Source organism: Occallatibacter sp. (genome assembly GCF_049510455.1).
Taxonomy (GTDB): Bacteria; Acidobacteriota; Terriglobia; order Terriglobales; family Acidobacteriaceae; genus Telmatobacter.
In genome coordinates this window covers 12,394-30,743 of sequence record NZ_JBEKYX010000047.1, presented here as the reverse complement: position 1 = coordinate 30,743, position 18,350 = coordinate 12,394, and the positions used below count along the sequence as shown (strand labels likewise).

Here is an 18,350-nt window from a genome sequence, read left to right as displayed (position 1 = left end):
TCCGGAACGAACCAGAGGCGTTGGTTCCACTCGGTTTTGTGGCGCATGTGAAGCCATGCGTAGTATGCGCGGCCGCGTAGAAGTCGATATGGTCCCTGCATCTCTCCGGCGCAGGTTACGTCGAGGTCCTTCTCGTGAGGATCGACGTCGGCGGTTCCGAGCAGGTAGGTCACATCTTTGTGAACGAAGGCGTCTTCGAGAGCCTGCCAGCCGGGCTCCGCGCTGGAGCGCACATATTCTTCGCGAATGTCGAGCGGCCCGAACTTCCAATGGTTGAAATTGTGGCAGGCTGCTTCGCTTCCCGGCATGTAACGCACGATGTTTCCGCTGAAGACGGGACGATCATCTGTGAAGTACATATAGGACGATGGATTGGCGATGACATAGCGGACGTGGATGCCGGCGCCTGCCATTTGCTCCGCGTGGCCGACGATGGCGTAGCGCTGCATGGCCTGGCCGCCGCCGGAGTGGCCGGCGAGGACGATGCTTTGCAGGTTGGGATAGAGTTTGCTATCTGCGAAGTGGGCGACGAGCGCGTCAATGACCTCATAGGCGCTGATGGCGGCGGGGCCGGTGGCTTCGCGGCCCGACTCCCATGTGCCTTCAGACCAGCGCAGAATGGTGTTCGGCAGGTGATGGGCTTTGGCGTCTTCTTCGTTCAGAAACTGAGGGGCAATCAAGATGGACGTTGAATCTGCGCTGCCTCCGGCTTGCTCTGCTGCTTTGCGCAGGGCGCGATAATAGCCGTCCACGTCGCGGCCTTTGCCGTGAAAGAGGATCACCGCGCGTGTGACCTGTGGCTGTGGCTTGTCCCAGTCGAGAGAAAGATCCATGGGAAGCTGGCCGGAGCCGTGCGAAGTGGTGAGGCTCACGAAGTGGCTGGCGATGATGTCCACGGGCTCCTCTTTTGCGGCGTGGGAGAATCCGGCGAATAGAAGTGCGGTGAGAAGAATGATGGCGGGCTTCTTCATGGTGCAAGGGTAGCAGTCACGTGTCTGGCTCGCGGTTGGGCGATTCACAAGGCTGTCTTGCGACTGCGTTACTGAGTGGCACATTCACTGAAATACAACGAAGCGTATAGTAAAAGTACATTCGATTCTTAGAGCCGCCCTTGCAAAGCGCCGTGCTCCTCTTTCAACGGATGAAGAAAGAGGCGTGCCATGCTTGGCCACCATCGTCTAAACAATCCTCTGCTCGCGATGTTTGCCGGAAATGATGGCCATGAGGCTGTCACCGTTCCTTCCGGCACTATACTCGACCTAACCGCCAAGAAGTTTAACGGTGACAGGCTGATGGAGGTCATCTGGAATGGCCGCAAGCTGCTAATGTTCACCGAAGATCTGAAAAATGCCACCGTTCCTGTCTGATCGGAGAACGATGCTTATGATTGGAAGGCGCCGACTCGTGAAGCCCACGTTAGGTGTGCTTATTGAGACGGGCTGCGCCCGATCAATTCCAGCAGGGAACGTTATCGAAATACCGGTTGCCCCGCCTCAGGGAAACCGAACCGTTGACGTTATATGGCAAGGCGAACAATTGATGATGTTTGTGAACGATCTTCAGGACCGCTCTCAGGCGATCGACGCTTAATAGATTCAAAAAACAGAGCGGCGATTTGCGTTTTTATAGTCCTATTTCTGGTTTTTCTAGCAGCTCAGTCGTAGGACAATAGCGATTCACAGGGTCGTCATGCTGCGCGTTATAAACTGGGCTGTTATGGAAACTACAGGTTGCGGTACCGCACTCGTTACGCCCTTTCGGGTGGATGGTTCAGTGGATGAAGAGGCGCTTCGGGCGCTGGTGGATTGGCAGGTGGACTCCGGGATTGATTTCCTTGTGGCCTGCGGATCGACGGGCGAGGCGGCGACGCTGGACGAGGATGAGCTGCTGCATGTAGTGAGTATTGTTGTGGATGCAGTACGGGGACGTGTGCCTGTGTGGGCAGGCTGCTCACATAACTCGACGCGCACCTTGTTGCGGCTGGCCGATAGATTTCGGCAGGTACAGGGGTTGAGCGGAGTTCTTTCCGCGAGCCCGTATTACAACAAGCCCTCGCAGGAGGGGCAGTATCAGCATTTTCTGGCGCTGGCTCGGGCTGTTGATCCGCTGCCTGTGATTCTCTACAACGTGCCGGGACGCACGGCGGCGAACCTGGAGCCGCAAACGGTGGCGCGGCTCGCGGGGGATGCGCCGAATATTCAGGCGATTAAGGAATCGAGCGGCAAGGTGGCGCAGATTACGCAACTGGCGCATCTGCTGCCGCGCGGATTCAGGATCTTCAGCGGCGAGGACGACCTGGCGCTGGCCTCGATTGCGGCTGGTGCGCATGGGTTGATCAGCGTAGCGTCCAATGAAGTTCCGGCTGAGGTGGGCAGGATGGTGCGCTCGGCGCTGATGAATGACTGGACGCAGGCGCGGGAGATTGAGCGGCGCTATACACGGCTCTTTGAGGCCAACTTCTGGGATTCAAACCCTGGGCCGGTGAAGACTGTGCTAAACCTGATGGGCAAGGCAAACGATACGGTGCGGCTCCCGTTGGTACCTCCCGATCCTCAGACCCGCTACAAGCTGGAGCGTGTAGCGGGAGAGCTGGGATTGTTGAAGCATCTGCCGAATATGGGTAACGAGGTGTTCTAGCTGCGAATTCGGGATTCGAGGAACGCCCGGTATAGCTCCCAGGCGAACTGGATGGCCACGATCAGGAAGACAACCTGCATTCCCAGATAAAGCGATGGGTTGAGCTGGTCTAGCATGGCGGTGTATTTTGCTGCTTCACTCGCGGCCGGGTTCTTGAGATAGACGAAGGTGTGGTTGTGCGCGGTGAGCAGCACTCCGATGGTGAGCAGGCCGCCTGCCTTGAAGAATAGCGGCTTGAGTATAGAGGGCTTGCGCCATGCGCCCCTTGTCCAATCCATGGTGTTCCACAAGACCTGCGCGAAGTTGAACGCGACGACGACCCGGTAGAAGGTCCATAAGATGGACGCTATTTTGAACGGGCCGAGTTGGGCGTACCATGCGCCTGGACCGAACATCAGGAACGGGTACTTGGGCACCAGCAGCAGCCAGCCGAGGAAGAGCCATTCGAAAATAACCTGCGCGGTGAACTTGGCAAAGGTGGGCTGCTTGCGGCCTGTTGTGCGAGTTGGCTCGAGCGACGGGAGTTTACTGGGGCTCCAGTCGATGTTGATTCCATCCATGCGTGGCAGCAGGTTCGGATAGTGCGCGAATAGAAATTCGAGCGCGGCGAAGACCAGCGTGACCCATGTGGCGGCACTGAAGACTGCGGCTGGGCCGCGCGCGAAGATTGCCTCGCCGATGGTTCCGGAGCTGGGGACACCGGTCCAGACCAGAATCACATTGACCCCGATGCCGATGACGAGCGCCCAGAAAGCGGCGAGGCGCAGCACATAGAGATACATGGGAAAGAGCGTGGGGCCGATGAGGTATTGCACGGGCTGGTAGCGGCCGGCGATCTGCATGGGATTGCCAAGCTGCCTGAGCCAGTCGATCATTTCGCCTTCGGTAAGGTTGCGGCCTAAATCGCCTTCACGCTCTTCAAGCTGCGACTCGTAGTTGGCGCACAACTCGGCGATGATGTCGTCCTGGCGAGCGCGAGAGAGAGTCCAGGGAAGATATTTGCGGACTGCCTGGAGATAACGTTCGAGGAGATCCATATTGTGCTTCCTTTCCACGGTTTCGTTTTTCGTTCGGACGTCCCGCGCGGAACTAAACAATGCGTTCAATAGCGGCGTTCATGGTATGCCACTCTTCGAGCAGCGTGGTGAGAATGGTTTCGCCCCCAGGCGAAAGGCGATAGAAGCGCTTGTTGCGCTTGTCCTCCTCGCGCCACTGGCTGGTGAGCAGGCCCTGGGATTCAAGGCGGCGCAGGAGCGGGTAGAGCGTGCTTTCTTCGATCTCCATGCCGCGCGTGGCCAGAGCCTTGCGAAGGGTATATCCGTAGTGCTCCTGCCGGAGCTGGGCCAGAACTGCGAGTACCAGGCAACCGCGGCGAAGCTCAAGGCGAAGATTTTCAAGCGTGTTTTCGGCGACGGTCATACTGTGCCTTTCCCTGGAAACTCAGAGCGAGCCCGTTGCTTTGAGTAGAAGATTCACTCCGACGTTGAGCCAGTTAACTGACTGGGCCAGGTAAAGCGCGCCGAAGGCCATGCCGCCTACCAACAATAGCCGGAGTATGAATAGCCCGAGCTCAACATCGCGCGGATGGATGAGGGGAGCGGTCGATGGCTGCGCGTTCTGCCAGTTGTGAGGGGTTGAATGGCATGCTCCGGCATGGGCGATTGCTCCTGTTAAGGCTTCAAACCATTCCTTGATTGCGTCCTTGAGGTCGCTTGTGTCAGTTCTCGCTTCATTCATGGGGATCATATTTGCCATCCTTTCCTTTGAGCACCGGCTGGTTCCGGTTCAACCGCCGTACTGTGTCTCGCATACTGTACTTCAACTACTGTATGTCACATAGTGTACGTCGTCAAGCACCAATTGCAATGTTTTTTTTCGGCCTGCTATGCTTTGGAGGATTTCTGCACGCAAAAATCTGGCAACTTCTGCCGCATCAGAGGAATACATGCTCCGAAATATGTGTCCTGCGCCTCGCCGATTTTCGCTTTCGGCTGCTGTTCTCGCTTCTCTGCTCGCTTTTTCCGCGGATTTTTTGCATAGCCAGGCTTCTACGCTGCATGTGATGCCGCTGCCGCGGTCTATTGAGGCTGGTACTGGCAAGCTGATGCTGGACGACCACTTCTATGCGGGTATTGCAGGCAAGGGCGATGAGCGGCTCAGTGGTGCGCTGGATCGTTTTCTGGTGCGGCTCGATCGCCAATGCGGAGGAATTCGCCGGGCGCAGTTTACGAATGGTTCGGGTTCTGCACCGGTCCTTTCCGTGAAAGTTGCTGGCCCGGGTGGCGCGGTGCAGGGGCTGAATGAAGACGAGAGCTACAAGCTGACGGTGACTTCAACGGGCGTAGAGTTGAGCGCGGCGACCGACGTGGGCGCAATGCATGGGCTTGAGACATTTCTGCAACTGGTGGAGACATCCGGCACGGGCTGCTGGATGCCTGCGGTGACGATTGACGATGCTCCGCGCTTTCAGTGGCGTGGTTACATGCTGGATGTGAGCCGGCACTTTGAGCCGATCCCGGTGATTGAGCGGACGCTCGATGCGATGGCGATTGCGAAGCTGAATGTTTTTCACTGGCATCTGAGTGACGACCAGGGCTTCCGCGCGGAGAGCAAGCTGTATCCGAAGTTCACGCAGGTGGCCTCAGACGGCATGTTCTATACGCAGGATGAGATGCGGCATATCGTGGCTTATGCACGCGAGCGCGGCATTCGCGTGGTGCCGGAGTTCGATATTCCAGGGCACACGTCAAGCTGGCTGCTGGCGTATCCGGAGATTGGCGCGGGCGAGGACATCAAGGCGATGCCGCAAACCTTCGGCATTCCGCAGGCGGAGCTGGATCCGAGCAATGAGAAGACCTTCAAGTTTCTCGATGGATTTATTGGCGAGATGGGCGCGATCTTTCCCGATGCTTACTTCCATATTGGCGGCGATGAAACGAAGGGCAAGGGTTGGCTCGAAAATCCGCGCATCAAGGCGTTCATGGATAAGCAGGGCTTCAAGACGCCGGAAGAGCTGCAGGCGTACTTCAACCGGCGCCTGTTGCCGATTCTGAGCAAGCACGGCAAGAAGATGATGGGCTGGGATGAAATACTTCAGCCGTCGTTGCCGAAGGACATCATGATTCAGAGCTGGCGCGGCGATAAGTCGCTCTCAGAAGGCGCGACGCAGGGTTACACAGGAATTCTTTCAGCGCCTTATTATCTTGACGCGCAGAAGACCAACGAGATGATGTTTCTGGCGGATCCGATTCCTGCGGATACGAAGCTGACGCCGGAGCAGCAGAAGCTGATTCTGGGGGGCGAAGTATGTATGTGGAGTGAGCACATCCATGAGGAAACAATTGACTCGCGAGTCTGGCCGCGAACGCTGGCTATTGCCGAGCGCTTCTGGTCGCCGCAGTCAGATCGTGATGTTGCCGATATGTATCGGCGTCTGCGGATTGCCTCGTATGAATTGGAGGATGTGGGGATCACGCATATCACCGGGCCGGCGAAGCTGCGGCGCAATATTGCAGGCGGAGAAAATAAGGAATTGGATCTATATGCTACGGTTCTGGAGCCGACAAGTTTGCATGAGCGCTTTGTGCAGCAGCACACGGATCGGCTGACTTCATTGAATCGCTTGGTGGATGCGGTTGTTGCCGATCCGGCGTCCCGGGAAGAGATTGCTGCCGAGGTGGATGCGGCGGTGAGTGCGAGCGGAGCGGTTTCAAAGCTGGCGATACAGAGGCTGAAGATGCGCTTTATCAGTTGGCAGACTGCGGCTCCTGAGATTGCTTCGCTGGCGGTGACACGCGTGCGGCTGAACGATCAGGCAGCGCGCGCGGCGCAGTTTGGCGCGCTGGGAACGGCGGGCTTGGAGGCGCTGGAATATCTGGAGATTCATGCGGCTCCGCCGGCGGGATGGAAGGATGCCAAGCTCGCGCTTTTGGAGGATGCGAAGAAGCCTTCAGGAATGGTGAAGTTCGACTTTTTGCCGGCGCTGCAGAAGCTGGTGGAGGCGGCGGCAGCTCAATGAAAGTTCTATTTATATGCAGCGCTAATGTATTGCGAAGCCCCACTGCCGAGGCGGTCTTCTCCCGTTACGAGGGGATTGAGGCTTCCTCTGCGGGCATCAACGCGGATGCGGAGACGCCCGTCTCCGCAGATCTTATTGAGTGGGCCGATGTGATTGTTGCCATGGAGCAGCACCACGCGCAGTTTCTGCAGGAGCGGTTTGGTTATCTGTTGCGACGCAGGCGCGTGGCAGTACTCGGCATTCCGGATCGGTACGACCTAATGGATCCGGAGCTGGTGCAACTGCTCAAAGACAAAGTGGAGCCGCAGTTAGAGCGCTGGCGGAATGAGATTGCCGATGAGGGCCGCGACTGATCAGTTCCAGAGTTGATCCATGCCGAAGCCGCTGAGCTAAGTTGCTTTTTCCTTAAGAAAAAGCCACCTTGCACAACATTCGAAGGCATATTTCACTCTGGAACTGATCTAGCTTGCCAACGCGGCTTTGACGGCATCGCTGACGAGCTTGCCCTCAGCGCGAAGGCCTGATGCCTGAAGTTTTGCCTGCACCGCCTTGATGATGGGGCCCATCTCTTTCGGTGTGGGCTTTGCGCCGCTGGCGGTGGAATGCGCTTCTATGGCTTCGGCGACGATAGCTTTCAGGGCTGCTTCATCCAGCGCTTTGGGCAGGAACTCTTCGATCACAACGATCTCGGCGGCTTCTTTCGCTGCGAGCTCGGGGCGATTGCCGTTGGTGAATTGTTCGATGGAGTCGCGGCGCTGCTTGATCATGGTGGCCAGCGTTTGCTCACTCTCCTGCGTTGTGAGCGCAGCACGCTTTTCGATGGCTTTGTTCTTCAGCCCGTTCTTAATCAAACGCAGCGTGGTCAGGCGCTCTGATTCTCTGGCTTTCATCGCGATAATAATTTTCCGATCGACTGCTTTTTCCAGCTCTCCAGCTTCGCTCATCGCTTCGTCCCATTTCTGTTAGAAATTCAAGCCGCTCAGGTATGCAGGCTTAAGAAATGATTGTAACGAGTTTGCCAACAGGGTTCCTGCGCAAAACCCTTTGAACAACTTTTTGATGCAACACGCCTTCTATTCAGACAGCCCGGGCCGTATTGATATGTGGTGCGGGCTTATATCTCGCCGAAACCAAGTCAGGCATAGGAAATGAGTATATGACAACTAAAAAGAGTGCAAAAAATCTCCCGCGAAGAAGACTGCGAAGAAATCTTCGGGCAAGAAATATGGCGCCGCTGCCAGCAAGCAAGTTAAAACTGAAATGCATGAGATGAAGAAAGGAAAGCTGAAGAGCGGACGCAGTGGGAAGAAAGTGACGAGTAGAAAACAAGCGATTGCGATTGGCTTATCGGAAGCGCGCAAGAAAGGCGCAAAGGTTGCGGAAAAGAAGTCCTGACGGAGGCGGCTACCGATTCATCCGAACCTAATCTTATAACTTACAAGTCTCGTAACTTACAAGTTAAGAGCGCGCGGGAAGAACTTTCGCCCTGCCCGCACGCTCGTGTTTTACCAAGGTTCAATGCATATATAACTGGATTTACCAGCGTTGCCTGATGTAAGGAACGATTACAAGGGAGACTCAAACACTGCCTGGACATCTAGCCGGACATCTGTGTCTGTTGTCCTACCTCTTGTGCTTATCGATGTTCTCTTTCGCACGCTCTTTCAGCTCTTCCGTTTTCTCAACAACACGGTTACGCGCGTCGTTTGCATGCTTCTGATGTTCGGAGTTGGCCGCATCCTTTACATTGCCCCAGGTTTCCCGCACTGCGCCCTTGACCTGATCGGCTACGCCGCTGTTCGCGAGCTTGTCATTGCCTACGGCCTCGCCCGTTCCCTGCTTGATCTTTCCAACTACCTGCTCAGCTTTGCCTTTTACCTGATCCGTATTCATGGTTATACCTCCGGTGTGTACTTGCCTATGTACTTCGAGTTATGGAGTTATCCGGTTAAGTTGCGGAATTGAATTACGTCCGACGCTCAAAGAGCCCTTCGTCCACTGATCAACTGAATGACAAGCACAACCAACGCTACGACAAGCAGGATGTGGATGTACCAGGCGACAACGTGGAATCCAATGAATCCCAACAGCCAGGCCAGAAGCAAGATGATGAATAGTGTCCAGAGCATTCGTTCTCTCCTTTCGAACTGGAAGGATAAGAGGGAAAGGCTGCTATTTAGGTTGCCTGCCTGGCGCAAAATGCATGGATTTCAACTCGAAAATATGCAGGCCATAACTGCCATTGCCAGCCTGCAAGTCATCTGGAAACAAGCATTCACTGCTCACCGGCGCAGGCCTGGGCGACAGCTTTACGCGGATTTTACGGGGGCTTAGCTCTCGTACCGCGCAACTTCTTAGCGCATGTGCTGAGCATCCGCTGTGTCGAGCGTTTCGAGATGCTTGAGATGGATGGGGCGAGGACGGGCCTGATCAAAGAGACGCTTGAACGAGCCGAGAATAATCGGCGCAATGTGGAGATACATTTCATCCACAAGACCTGCCTGCAATGCCTGCCAGGCCACACTGGCCCCAATCGCAACGCACTTGCCGCAGGGATTCCCACAATCATCAATCACATTTTTCACAGAAATGTGTATTATGTGATTAAAGACCTGGCAGAGCCAGACTAAAAGCGAGGAAAAGATGATTCGGAAGACACGGTTGTTCACCCCCGGCCCCACTCCGCTGCTCCCGGCGGCCCAGTTTGCCATGGCTGCGGCGGATATGCACCATCGGACGCCGGAGTTCCGGGCGCTGTTTCAAAAGGTTCTGGCGCAGCTTAAGGTCTTTGTGGGCACGCAGAATGACGTGCTGCTGCTGGCCAGCTCCGGAACAGGCGCAATGGAGGCTTCCGTTTCGAATCTGACCAGTCCTGGCGACAAGGTGCTGGTGCTGACGGCCGGGAAGTTCGGCGAGCGTTGGGTTGACCTGGTGAAGGCCTATGGCTGTGTACCGGATGTGCTGGAGGCGCCGTATGGAAAGACTTTCAAGCTCGACGACATCCGGGCCGCGCTGAAGCCGGAAGGCGAGTCTCCATATAGGGCCGTGTATATGCAGGCCTCCGAGACTTCAACGACGGTGAGCCATGACGTGGAAGGCGTGGCGAAGCTGCTGAAGGGCACGGATACGCTGCTTGTGGTCGATGGCATTACTGGCCTGGGGACGCAGAGCTTTGACGTGGATGGTTGGGGCATCGATGTTCTCATCGGCGGATCTCAGAAGGCGGTCATGATGCCGCCGGGCCTTGCCTATCTTTCCGTAAGCGAGAAGGCGTGGAAGGCGATGGATTCCTCGAAGAACCCGCGGTATTACTTTGACCTGCGCAAGGAGCGCAAGAATGCGGTGAAGGGCGAGAGCGCTTACACGCCAGCGGTTTCGCTGGTGGCGGGCCTTGGGGCTGCGCTGGATTACATAGCAGGGCAGGCGGGCGGCGATCTGGAAAAGGGCCGCATTGCGCTGATCGACAACGCGCAGGTGAACGCGAAGGCGACGCGCGAGGGATTGAAGGCTCTGGGCTTTACGCTCTTTGCGCCAGATTCGCCTAGTGCTGCTGCTACTGCCGTGGCTGTGCCTGAGGGGATGGATTCAGGCGCGGTGGTGAAGGCGCTGAAGGAGAAGTTCAGGCTGGTGACGGCGAACGGCCAGGGCACGATGCAGGGCAAGATCTTCCGCGTGGCGCATCTGGGCTTCTTCGATTATCTCGATACGGTGGCGTTTCTGGGTGCGGCGGAGCATATTGCCAAGGACACGCTGGGGCTGCCGGTGGAGTATGGGCAGGCTGTGGCTGCGGCGCAAAAAGTGTATGCGGAAGCAGTGAAACAGTAAGCAGATGACAGTTCGCAAAGGATTGACGGAATGTCTGAACTAACTTTTGGTGAGAAGCTGGTGCTCGCTCGCAAACAACTCGACCTTTTTCAATACCAGATGGCGGAGAGGCTGGGCGTACATCCAAACTCGATCTGGAAGTATGAGCGAGGTGAGGGCAAGCCGCAGGCTGCGGTGGTGCGGATGTTCGAGCTGATGTGCGAGCGGGAAGGAATCCGCTTTGACGAGTATGAAAACGCGCAAGCGGGAACGATTGGCGGCAAGGGAGAAGCGATGAAGATTGTACTAGCGGAGAAGGTTTCTCCGGCGACTCTGGCGGTGTTTGCGGCCGAGCCTGGCTGGGAAGTGTTGACGCATGACAAGCTGCCTGATGGGCTTGAAGCCGCACTGGCCGATGCGGATGCACTGGTGGTGCGCTCTGCGGTGCAGGCTACGGACGAGTTGATGTCTCATGCGCCAAAATTGCGCGTGATTGGACGCGCGGGTGTAGGCGTGGACAACATTGACGCGGATGCGGCGACGCGACGCGGCATTGTGGTGATGAACACTCCGGGCGCGAATGCGATTGCCGTAGCGGAACTGGCAATGTGCCAGATGCTGGCTCTGGCACGGAAACTTCCTGTAGCGAATGCCACCATGCATGCAGGCAAGTGGGAGAAGAAGAATCTGCAAGGCAGCGAACTGCGCGGCAAGACGCTGGGCATCCTTGGCCTGGGGCGCATTGGGCTGGAAGTGGCGAAGCGTGCAAAGGGCTTTGGGCTGGAGCTGATTGGCTCCGACCCGTTTGTGAGCGCGGCAGTGGCGCGCGAGAACGGCATCACGCTTGTTACGCTGGAAGAGCTTTTTGCGAAGTCCGATTATCTGACGCTGCACGTTGGTTTGACACCGCAAACGGCAAACATTATCAATGCGAAAAACCTTGCTGCGATGAAGAAGGGTGTGCGCATTATCAACTGCGCGCGCGGCGAGCTGATTGAAGATGCGGCGCTGGTGGACGCGTTGAAGAGTGGCCACATTGGCGGCGCGGCACTGGATGTGTTTACTGTTGAGCCGCCGAAGGAGTCGCCCTACTTTGGGCTGGATAATGTGATCTTAACGCCGCACATTGCGGGGTCAACCGCAGAGGCGCAGGAGGCTGTGGGCATCCAGATTGCGCGGCAAGTGCGGGAATATCTGAAGCTGGGCGTGGTGCAGAATGCCGTGAATATGCCTTCATTGAGCCACGAAGAATATGTGCAGCTTGCGCCGTACATCGATCTCGCCGGACGACTCGGCGCATTCCTGGCGCAGACTGGTTATACCGGCATTGAGTCGATCGATTTGATCTACGGAGGAGCGCTGGCCGAGGCAAAGACGGAGCTGGTACGCAATTCGGCCATTGCAGGACTGTTGCAGGGACTTGAGAATGTAAACCGCATCAACGCGGCGGCCGTGGCCTCCGAACGCGGAATTCGTGTGCATGAGGACAAGCAGGCTCCGCAACGTGGTGGCGCTGCAACATTGCTGGCTGTTGAGCTGCGCTCGGCCTCGGGAACAACACATGCAACGGCTACGGTCATTCATGGCGAGCAGCCGCGGCTGCTTGAGTTTGATGGCATCGACGTCGAGGCGCCGCTCGAAGGCAACCTCCTTGTATGCCGCAACCTGGATGTTCGTGGCGTGATTGGAAAGATCGGCACCACGCTTGGTGAACATGGTGTGAATATTGCCAACTTTGCACTCGGACGCGACCGGAGCGGCCTGCAGCCGGTGAAAGCGCTGGCTGTTGTGCAGATTGACGCTCCCGTTTCAAGCGAGGTAATTGAAGCTTTAAAGCAGATTGAGGCGATTCTGGATGTTAAGCCGGTGTCATTACCTGGCTAGAAGGCTCCGGGAATTAACTTAGACTGCAGTAGAACCCGCCACGATCTGTGGTGGGTTTTCTTTTATGGATAGATCCTGTATTTTTGTGGCAGAACTATCCAACTGCAATCGTCGGCAGTGCATCATAAAAGGCATCGCAGTGGATACGAATTTAATCCCATTCCCCCGAGAGGCTCTTGAATGCACCCAGTCGCGCAGAAGCACCTTGCCAAATTTTTATGGCCCAAGTACTCGCGCAGCATGGATGTGGTGAACAGAAACGCTGAGATGTGGGATTATTTGCAGGAACAGACCCACCAGCAATCGGTTCCATCGTTTCCACATCGGTTTGAATTATATAGTTCGGTCAATCAACTGCTTGGCAATCAGGCGGTCTGTTATTTAGAGTTTGGCGTCTGGAAGGGTGAGAGCCTGCGCAAGTGGACACAACTCAACAACCACCCCGATTCGCGTTTTTATGGATTTGATTCTTTTGAGGGCCTGCCCGAGGACTGGCAGCATATCGGAGGCACAACGACAAAGAGTGCGTTTGACCTCGATGGTAATCTTCCTATTTTCGATGATTCTCGTGTTGGACTGGAAAAGGGATGGTTCCAACAAACGATTCTGCCATTCCTGCGCGAACATGAAATTACGCACCCTCTTGTCATTCACAATGACTCGGACCTGCACTCCAGCACTTTGTATACGCTTGCGATGCTCGACTCCTATATAAAGCCGGGCGACATTATCATTTTTGATGAATACTCTTCTCCACTGAATGAGTACCTGGCGTGGAAGGAATATCAGAAAGCGTTCATGCGTACTTCCAAGTGCATTGGTATGAGTAATAACTGGACGCAGGTCGCATTCAAGTTTGAGTAGTGACTGGCAGATTTTGGATTAGCGAGTAAGAAGTAAGAGCCACCGCGCTGCGGTGGCTCTTTATATCGGGGTCAGCTACCAAATTAATGAATTCGATAAACGAAAGCCTCTTCGATATATTGATCACCAAATCGCTGCCCACCCAGGCGCATACCATAGGTATCTGCTGCCGATGAGAATGTATTCCGCAAAGTATCAATCATCGAGCTTTGCATTGAGCGCAAGAGAACCGTGGGCTGCCGATAAATGGGAATCCCTGCCTTATCCATCGCATCAATAATCTCCGAATAGCCGGAAGATTGCGATACTTGATCAAAATGATTGGAAGCGAGAATCAGCCTCCAGTTCTCATAATCCGGGAGCTTTGCCCACAACGCCACACTTGGGTTATTGCCTGCCTTGTCGAGCGCCTGGACCACTTTCTGCCCATCATCTATGTCGAGATTTACCAACGCTGCCGGAGCCATGTGAGCACCCCTCCTGTTTGATCTTCGATGGCTATGAGCAAATCCGTCACATCCTGATCTGTCCTTCCCTGTTTGTATCGGCTCTCTTCGGACCAGTTCAAAATGATGGTCCAGTTCGTCCTCAGTGCAGGGTTTGTCTGAAATGCCTGGTCCAGCTCGCGCTTAAGTTTTGCAAATCCCAACAAATCCTCCAAATCGTGACTGAAGTATTTGTGGGAGCCTTTCTCCGGAAAATCGTGTTCCTGCGTCCGCTTCGCAATGCAAGCTTTCAAAGCACACTCAACGGCATATCCTGCCAAATAGTATGCGCCTTCCGGTAATCCAGCAGCTAACAGGGCTCTGGATTCCTGAAGGCGCAGCTCAGAAAGGTTCCGATAATCAGTGCGGTTCATGAGAGTGCATCCATCATAAACCGGATCAGAAAACTACGCGCGGCTCAAATATGTGCCTTCGCTGGTGTCGATCTTGATCTTCTCGCCTTCATTGATGAAGGGCGGAACCTGCACCACAAGACCCGTTTCCATCTTTGCCGGCTTGGTAACCGAAGAGGCTGTTGCGGACTTGAGGCCCGGTTCGGTCTCAATGACCGTCAGCTCGACGGTGCCGGGCAGATCAATGCCGACGGCAACGCCGTCAAAGTAGCTAACCGTGATCTGCATATTTGGCGTGAGGTACTCAACTGCGTCGCCGAGCGTGGAGTGCTTCAGGACGGTCTGCTCGTAGTCTTCGGGGTTCATGAAATAGTAGTCGTCGCCGTCGTTGTACAGGAACTCCATGGTCACTGCATCCACGACGACCTTCTCGATTGCGTCTGCGGAGCGGAAGCGGTGCTCGAACATGGCGCCGGACTTGAGGTTCCGCAGCTTGGCCTGTATAAAAGCGCGTAGGTTTCCGGGGGTGCGGTGCTCCACCTTGAAGACCAGGTGCAGTTGCTCGTTGTGTTTGATGATCATGCCCGGACGCATTTGAGTGGCGGGAATCGCCATAAGGGAAAACTCCTTGCTTTAACTTGCTTGACACACGCGGAAATCGTGGTGTTGGCCTGTATTTCATTCTAACTGAAGGCGAATGGGCCCAGAGAAGGCGATGCCCAGGCGCTTGATCCAGCGCCTGGGCAAAGTGTGGGCCATCGCGGCGGTTTACGGAAAGACGCCGCTCACGCAGATCAGGTACTGCGTGTTGTTGGGCGCTGCCTTGCGGAGATCGGGCAGAGCGTAGTCAGTGGTTCCGTCGCCGCCATAGTTAGTGCCGAGCAGGGAAAAGAGCGCGGTGTTGCTGCTGATGCTGATCAGGCGTCCGTCAGCGGGAAGATAGTTGCCGGTGTAGATGACAGAAGCGTTCAAAAGGATCGAGCCCAGCGTGCATTCAGTTCCGCCTCCTCCCTCAGTGAAGAAGTTGATGCTGTTACTGCCAAAAAGGCTTTGTGTGCCTGAGGTCCCTTGCGGCCCAGCAGGTCCGACGGGACCCACGGGACCAGCGGGACCGGACGGACCCTGAGGGCCGACTGTACCCTGTGGACCGATCGCACCTGAAGTGCCGGCAGGACCCTGGGGACCGACTGCACCAACTGGACCAACTGCGCCCTGCGGACCGGTAGCACCTTTCGCTCCCGCAGGACCGGCTGCACCGGCAGCGCCAGCAGGACCGGCGAGACCAATGGGGCCTTGTGCTCCGGGAGTTCCGGCAGGACCAACCGGACCGGCTGTGCCTTGCGGACCGGTGGCGCCTTTCGGTCCGGCGGGACCGGCTGGACCTTCAGGACCTTTTGGTCCAGCGGAACCAGGAGCGCCCTTTGAACCGGCAGGTCCCTCCGCACCGGTAGGCCCCTGCGGGCCTTCGACGTTCCAGCTCACATGACCTTCATCGCGTCGACAGTCCTGAACGGAGTTGACGATGCGCGCGCGCCCGGTTTCCCTGTCATAGCAGGCAATGATGGTTTTGGGGCTGGGAGCGGCGTGTGCCGCGGTCCCAACCACCGCCAATGCAGACGATATGGCAAACAGCCTCAGAGCTTTCATACTTTCCTTCGTGAGGGCTCGTTTAGGTGAGAGATTTCGATTGGGTAGATAACCGCAGAAACTCTAGCGCGCCGCAAGTCAACACGCAAGCACTATTTTGCCGACACACAGAAAATTGACCGCTCAGCCGCGAAGCGCCCGCGATGTAATGTGCTGCTGGCATACGTTCCGTTTCAAACGCTGGCGGCACGGCTGTGGAAGACTTCGCCGATGCGGTTGTTGCGGCTGGCATATGGCTGTGCGTCCTCGCGGCTAGTCTTGCCAGTCTATTGTGGGGTTGCAGCCCGCGCGGCGGATTTGTTGGAGGTTTGCACATTGAGCTAAGATGGGCGCGGATTTTAAAGCGAAATTTTGAAGCGCCAGAGGAACCCACACACTTATGTGTCGTATTTCCATTTGCTTTTTTGCCGCCGTAGTCTCCGCTGTGCTGCTTCCCGCACAAGCACCTGTTTCGGCCAATGCTCCATACAAAAATCCCGCAACGCCCGTCGAGCAGCGCGTCGCGGACCTGCTAAGCCGCATGACGCTCGAAGAGAAAGCTTCAATGCTTGCAGGATCGGGCTGGATGGAATCCATGCCGATTGAGCGGCTGGGGATTCCGGCGATCAAGATGGCGGATGGGCCGTTGGGCGTGCGGTCGTGGGCGGGCAGCTCCGCGGTAACGAATGCTGCGGCAAACCCCGTGAAAGTGCTTTCGACGGCATTCCCTTCCGGCATTGCCATGGCCTCCACGTGGGACGTGGGGCTGGTACACAAGGAGGCTCACGCGATTGGACAGGAAGTAAAGGCGCTGGGCCGCGACATGATCCTCGGCCCGACTGTGAACATCAACCGCGTTCCGCTGTGGGGGCGAAACTTTGAAGGCTATGGTGAAGATCCATATCTCAGCGGACAGCTCGCGATTGCGTATGTGAAGGGCGTGCAAAATGAGGGTGTCATTCCTTCGGTCAAGCACTTTGCGGTCAATAACGAGGAGTTTGAACGGCATCGGATCGACGCGCACATCAGCGAGCGCGCCTTGCATGAGATTTATCTGCCGGCGTTCAAGGCTGCTGTGCAGGAGGGACATGCATGGAACGTGATGAGTGCTTACAACCTCATCAATGGCGTGCATTGCGCTGAGAATTCGTACCTGCTGACAGACGTGCTGAAGAAGGAATTTGGCTTCAAAGGCTTCGTGATTTCCGACTGGGGTTCGACTTATTCCACTGCGCCGACGGTGAATGCCGGGATGGATCTTGAGATGCCGGGCGGCCCACCGATGAAGGCATGGATGGCGCGGCCGGAAACGCTGAAGTCTGGCAACGGCGATGGATGGCTGGTGCCGGGGAAGGTTTTGGCTGAGGTGAAGGCTGGAATAATTTCCGAGGCCACTATCAACGACAACGTGAGCCGCATTCTGCGTGTCATCTTTTTGAGTGGGATTTTCGATCATCCGCATGTGGCGAGCGGTGATCCCGACACGCCGGAGCATCGGGCGATTGCGCTGCAGGGCGCGACCGAAGGCATTGTGCTCTTGAAGAATGAGGGCGGATTGCTGCCGCTCGATGCAACGAAGATTCATTCGATTGCGGTGATCGGGCCAAACGCGGGCATCGCACGGACAGGCGGCGGCGGAAGCTCGCTAGTGAAGTCGAAGTATGTGGTTGCGCCGCTGGATGGGATTAAGGAGAAAGCGGGCAGCGGCGTGACGGTGAACTATGCGCTAGGTGTTGGGATGGAGGGCGAGGACTCTGCGCAGGATACGCCGGAAGCGCGGGCTAAAGCGTTAAGCGAAGCAGTAGATGCAGCAAAAAAATCGGATGTAGCCGTGGTTGTGGTGGGCCGGTATCCGAAGCTCGAAGGCGAAGGCTTTGATGTGAAGACGATGGATTTGCCTGCCGGACAGGATGAGTTGATTGAAGCTGTGGAGAAGGCGAATCCGCGGACAATTGTGGTGCTGAATACCGGCGATCCAGTCACGATGACGAAGTGGATCGACAAGACGCCTGCTCTGCTGGATATGTGGTACGGCGGGCAGGAGGGTGGTCATGCATTGTCTGCGATTTTGTTTGGCGATGCGAACCCTTCGGGCAAGCTGCCGGTGACATTCCCCAAGAGCTTTGAAGACTCGCCCGCTGCGGCGAACTATCCCGGTAAAGACCTCAAGGTGGATTATGCCGAGGGCATTTACGTTGGGTATCGCTACTTTGACACAAAGAATGTGGAGCCGCAGTTTCCGTTTGGATTTGGGTTGAGCTATACAACGTTTGCATACAGCAACCTGCAAATTTTCACGCAAGTTCATCTGGACAAGCCCGTGGAAAAAGCTGGGACGATGGACTATCCCGTCCACGTAGACATCAAGAACACGGGCTCGCGCGCAGGCGCAGAGGTGGTACAGCTCTACATTCACGACGGCCACTCGAAGATTGACCGGCCTGTACATGAGTTGAAGGGCTTTGAACGCGTGGAGCTGCAGCCGGGCGAGACGAAGACGGTTGAGTTCACCATTGATCGCGCAGCGCTGTCTTACTGGAGCCCGGAAAAGAGAACCTGGGTTGCTGATCCGGGTGAGTTTGAAGTGCAGATTGCAGCTTCTCCGCGGGATATTCGGCTGAAGGAAAAACTAACCTTGAAGTAAAAAGCTGAAGCTTACTCAAACAACTGTCCCGCAAT

At 56.2% G+C, this 18,350-nt stretch carries 20 protein-coding genes and 1 pseudogene; 9 read left to right on the top strand and 12 right to left on the bottom strand.

The window, feature by feature from the left end:
- Window positions 1–1,019: hypothetical protein (locus ABSG47_RS10375; protein WP_424169535.1), on the bottom strand; the 1,019-nt coding region annotated here is incomplete at its 3' end.
- 141 nt (window positions 1,020–1,160) lie between these two features.
- Here ABSG47_RS10375 and ABSG47_RS10370 point away from each other — a divergent pair.
- On the top strand, window positions 1,161–1,367 hold the full coding sequence (locus ABSG47_RS10370; RefSeq protein ID WP_424169533.1) for a hypothetical protein: 207 nt from the start codon (window positions 1,161–1,163) through the stop codon (window positions 1,365–1,367).
- Window positions 1,368–1,716: 349 nt separating this feature from the next.
- On the top strand, window positions 1,717–2,637 hold the full coding sequence (dapA, locus tag ABSG47_RS10365; protein WP_424169531.1) for a 4-hydroxy-tetrahydrodipicolinate synthase: 921 nt from the start codon (window positions 1,717–1,719) through the stop codon (window positions 2,635–2,637).
- On the opposite strand, the gene ABSG47_RS10360 is transcribed toward dapA, so the two are convergent.
- From ABSG47_RS10360 to ABSG47_RS10350, 3 genes are read right to left on the bottom strand one after another with little or no spacing between them, the layout of a single operon-like run.
- On the bottom strand, window positions 2,634–3,674 hold the full coding sequence (locus ABSG47_RS10360; protein ID WP_424169529.1) for a hypothetical protein: 1,041 nt from the start codon (window positions 3,672–3,674) through the stop codon (window positions 2,634–2,636). The two genes, dapA and ABSG47_RS10360, sit on opposite strands and share 4 nt — an antisense overlap.
- Before the next feature lie 52 nt (window positions 3,675–3,726).
- Window positions 3,727–4,056, bottom strand: coding sequence for a PadR family transcriptional regulator (locus ABSG47_RS10355; RefSeq protein ID WP_424169527.1), 330 nt, complete (start codon window positions 4,054–4,056; stop codon window positions 3,727–3,729).
- 21 nt (window positions 4,057–4,077) lie between these two features.
- Window positions 4,078–4,392: a hypothetical protein gene (locus tag ABSG47_RS10350; protein WP_424169525.1), complete on the bottom strand. Its 315-nt coding sequence runs from the start codon at window positions 4,390–4,392 to the stop codon at window positions 4,078–4,080.
- Window positions 4,393–4,582: 190 nt separating this feature from the next.
- Between ABSG47_RS10350 and ABSG47_RS10345 the strand changes: the two genes are divergently transcribed.
- The gene (locus ABSG47_RS10345) at window positions 4,583–6,655 is read left to right on the top strand and encodes a beta-N-acetylhexosaminidase (protein WP_424169523.1); all 2,073 of its coding nucleotides are present in this window, start codon (window positions 4,583–4,585) and stop codon (window positions 6,653–6,655) included.
- Entirely contained in the window at window positions 6,652–7,008 is a 357-nt protein-coding gene (locus ABSG47_RS10340; RefSeq protein ID WP_424169521.1) for a low molecular weight protein tyrosine phosphatase family protein, read from the top strand. The genes ABSG47_RS10345 and ABSG47_RS10340 overlap by 4 nt, the downstream gene beginning before the upstream one ends.
- 108 nt (window positions 7,009–7,116) lie before the next feature.
- Here ABSG47_RS10340 and ABSG47_RS10335 read toward each other — a convergent pair whose 3' ends face one another.
- Window positions 7,117–7,599 carry a GatB/YqeY domain-containing protein gene (locus tag ABSG47_RS10335; protein WP_424169519.1) on the bottom strand — a complete coding sequence of 161 codons (483 nt, stop codon included), beginning with the start codon at window positions 7,597–7,599 and terminating at the stop codon, window positions 7,117–7,119.
- 289 nt (window positions 7,600–7,888) lie between these two features.
- Here ABSG47_RS10335 and ABSG47_RS10330 point away from each other — a divergent pair.
- Window positions 7,889–8,050: pseudogene (locus ABSG47_RS10330) on the top strand (DUF6496 domain-containing protein); the annotation flags it as partial.
- Between the two features lie 228 nt (window positions 8,051–8,278).
- Here the strand turns inward: ABSG47_RS10330 and ABSG47_RS10325 are convergent.
- From ABSG47_RS10325 to ABSG47_RS10315, 3 genes are all read right to left on the bottom strand, one after another.
- Complete coding sequence (locus ABSG47_RS10325; protein WP_424169517.1) at window positions 8,279–8,548, bottom strand: CsbD family protein; 270 nt, start codon at window positions 8,546–8,548, stop codon at window positions 8,279–8,281.
- Between the two features lie 86 nt (window positions 8,549–8,634).
- On the bottom strand, window positions 8,635–8,784 hold the full coding sequence (locus ABSG47_RS10320) for a lmo0937 family membrane protein (RefSeq protein WP_424169515.1): 150 nt from the start codon (window positions 8,782–8,784) through the stop codon (window positions 8,635–8,637).
- 225 nt (window positions 8,785–9,009) lie between these two features.
- A complete protein-coding gene (locus ABSG47_RS10315) occupies window positions 9,010–9,240 on the bottom strand; it encodes a dihydrofolate reductase family protein (RefSeq protein ID WP_424169513.1) in 231 nt (76 codons plus the stop codon).
- Window positions 9,241–9,298: 58 nt separating this feature from the next.
- Between ABSG47_RS10315 and ABSG47_RS10310 the strand changes: the two genes are divergently transcribed.
- The 3 genes from ABSG47_RS10310 (at window position 9,299) to ABSG47_RS10300 (ending at window position 13,207) form a co-directional block, all read left to right on the top strand.
- A complete protein-coding gene (locus ABSG47_RS10310; protein ID WP_424169511.1) occupies window positions 9,299–10,480 on the top strand; it encodes a pyridoxal-phosphate-dependent aminotransferase family protein in 1,182 nt (393 codons plus the stop codon).
- Between the two features lie 30 nt (window positions 10,481–10,510).
- Window positions 10,511–12,343: a phosphoglycerate dehydrogenase gene (gene serA, locus ABSG47_RS10305; protein ID WP_424169509.1), complete on the top strand. Its 1,833-nt coding sequence runs from the start codon at window positions 10,511–10,513 to the stop codon at window positions 12,341–12,343.
- Between the two features lie 180 nt (window positions 12,344–12,523).
- The gene (locus tag ABSG47_RS10300; RefSeq protein WP_424169508.1) at window positions 12,524–13,207 is read left to right on the top strand and encodes a TylF/MycF/NovP-related O-methyltransferase; all 684 of its coding nucleotides are present in this window, start codon (window positions 12,524–12,526) and stop codon (window positions 13,205–13,207) included.
- Window positions 13,208–13,290: 83 nt separating this feature from the next.
- Here ABSG47_RS10300 and ABSG47_RS10295 read toward each other — a convergent pair whose 3' ends face one another.
- From ABSG47_RS10295 to ABSG47_RS10280, 4 genes are all read right to left on the bottom strand, one after another.
- A complete protein-coding gene (locus ABSG47_RS10295) occupies window positions 13,291–13,674 on the bottom strand; it encodes a hypothetical protein (RefSeq protein ID WP_424169506.1) in 384 nt (127 codons plus the stop codon).
- Window positions 13,653–14,066, bottom strand: coding sequence for a HEPN domain-containing protein (locus tag ABSG47_RS10290; protein WP_424169504.1), 414 nt, complete (start codon window positions 14,064–14,066; stop codon window positions 13,653–13,655). The genes ABSG47_RS10295 and ABSG47_RS10290 overlap by 22 nt, the downstream gene beginning before the upstream one ends.
- A gap of 33 nt (window positions 14,067–14,099) precedes the next feature.
- The gene (gene efp / locus ABSG47_RS10285) at window positions 14,100–14,660 is read right to left on the bottom strand and encodes an elongation factor P (RefSeq protein ID WP_424169502.1); all 561 of its coding nucleotides are present in this window, start codon (window positions 14,658–14,660) and stop codon (window positions 14,100–14,102) included.
- A gap of 153 nt (window positions 14,661–14,813) precedes the next feature.
- Window positions 14,814–15,692: a tail fiber protein gene (locus tag ABSG47_RS10280; RefSeq protein WP_424169500.1), complete on the bottom strand. Its 879-nt coding sequence runs from the start codon at window positions 15,690–15,692 to the stop codon at window positions 14,814–14,816.
- A gap of 379 nt (window positions 15,693–16,071) precedes the next feature.
- Between ABSG47_RS10280 and ABSG47_RS10275 the strand changes: the two genes are divergently transcribed.
- Window positions 16,072–18,315: a glycoside hydrolase family 3 C-terminal domain-containing protein gene (locus ABSG47_RS10275; RefSeq protein ID WP_424169498.1), complete on the top strand. Its 2,244-nt coding sequence runs from the start codon at window positions 16,072–16,074 to the stop codon at window positions 18,313–18,315.
- The last annotated feature ends 35 nt before the right edge of the window (window positions 18,316–18,350 follow it).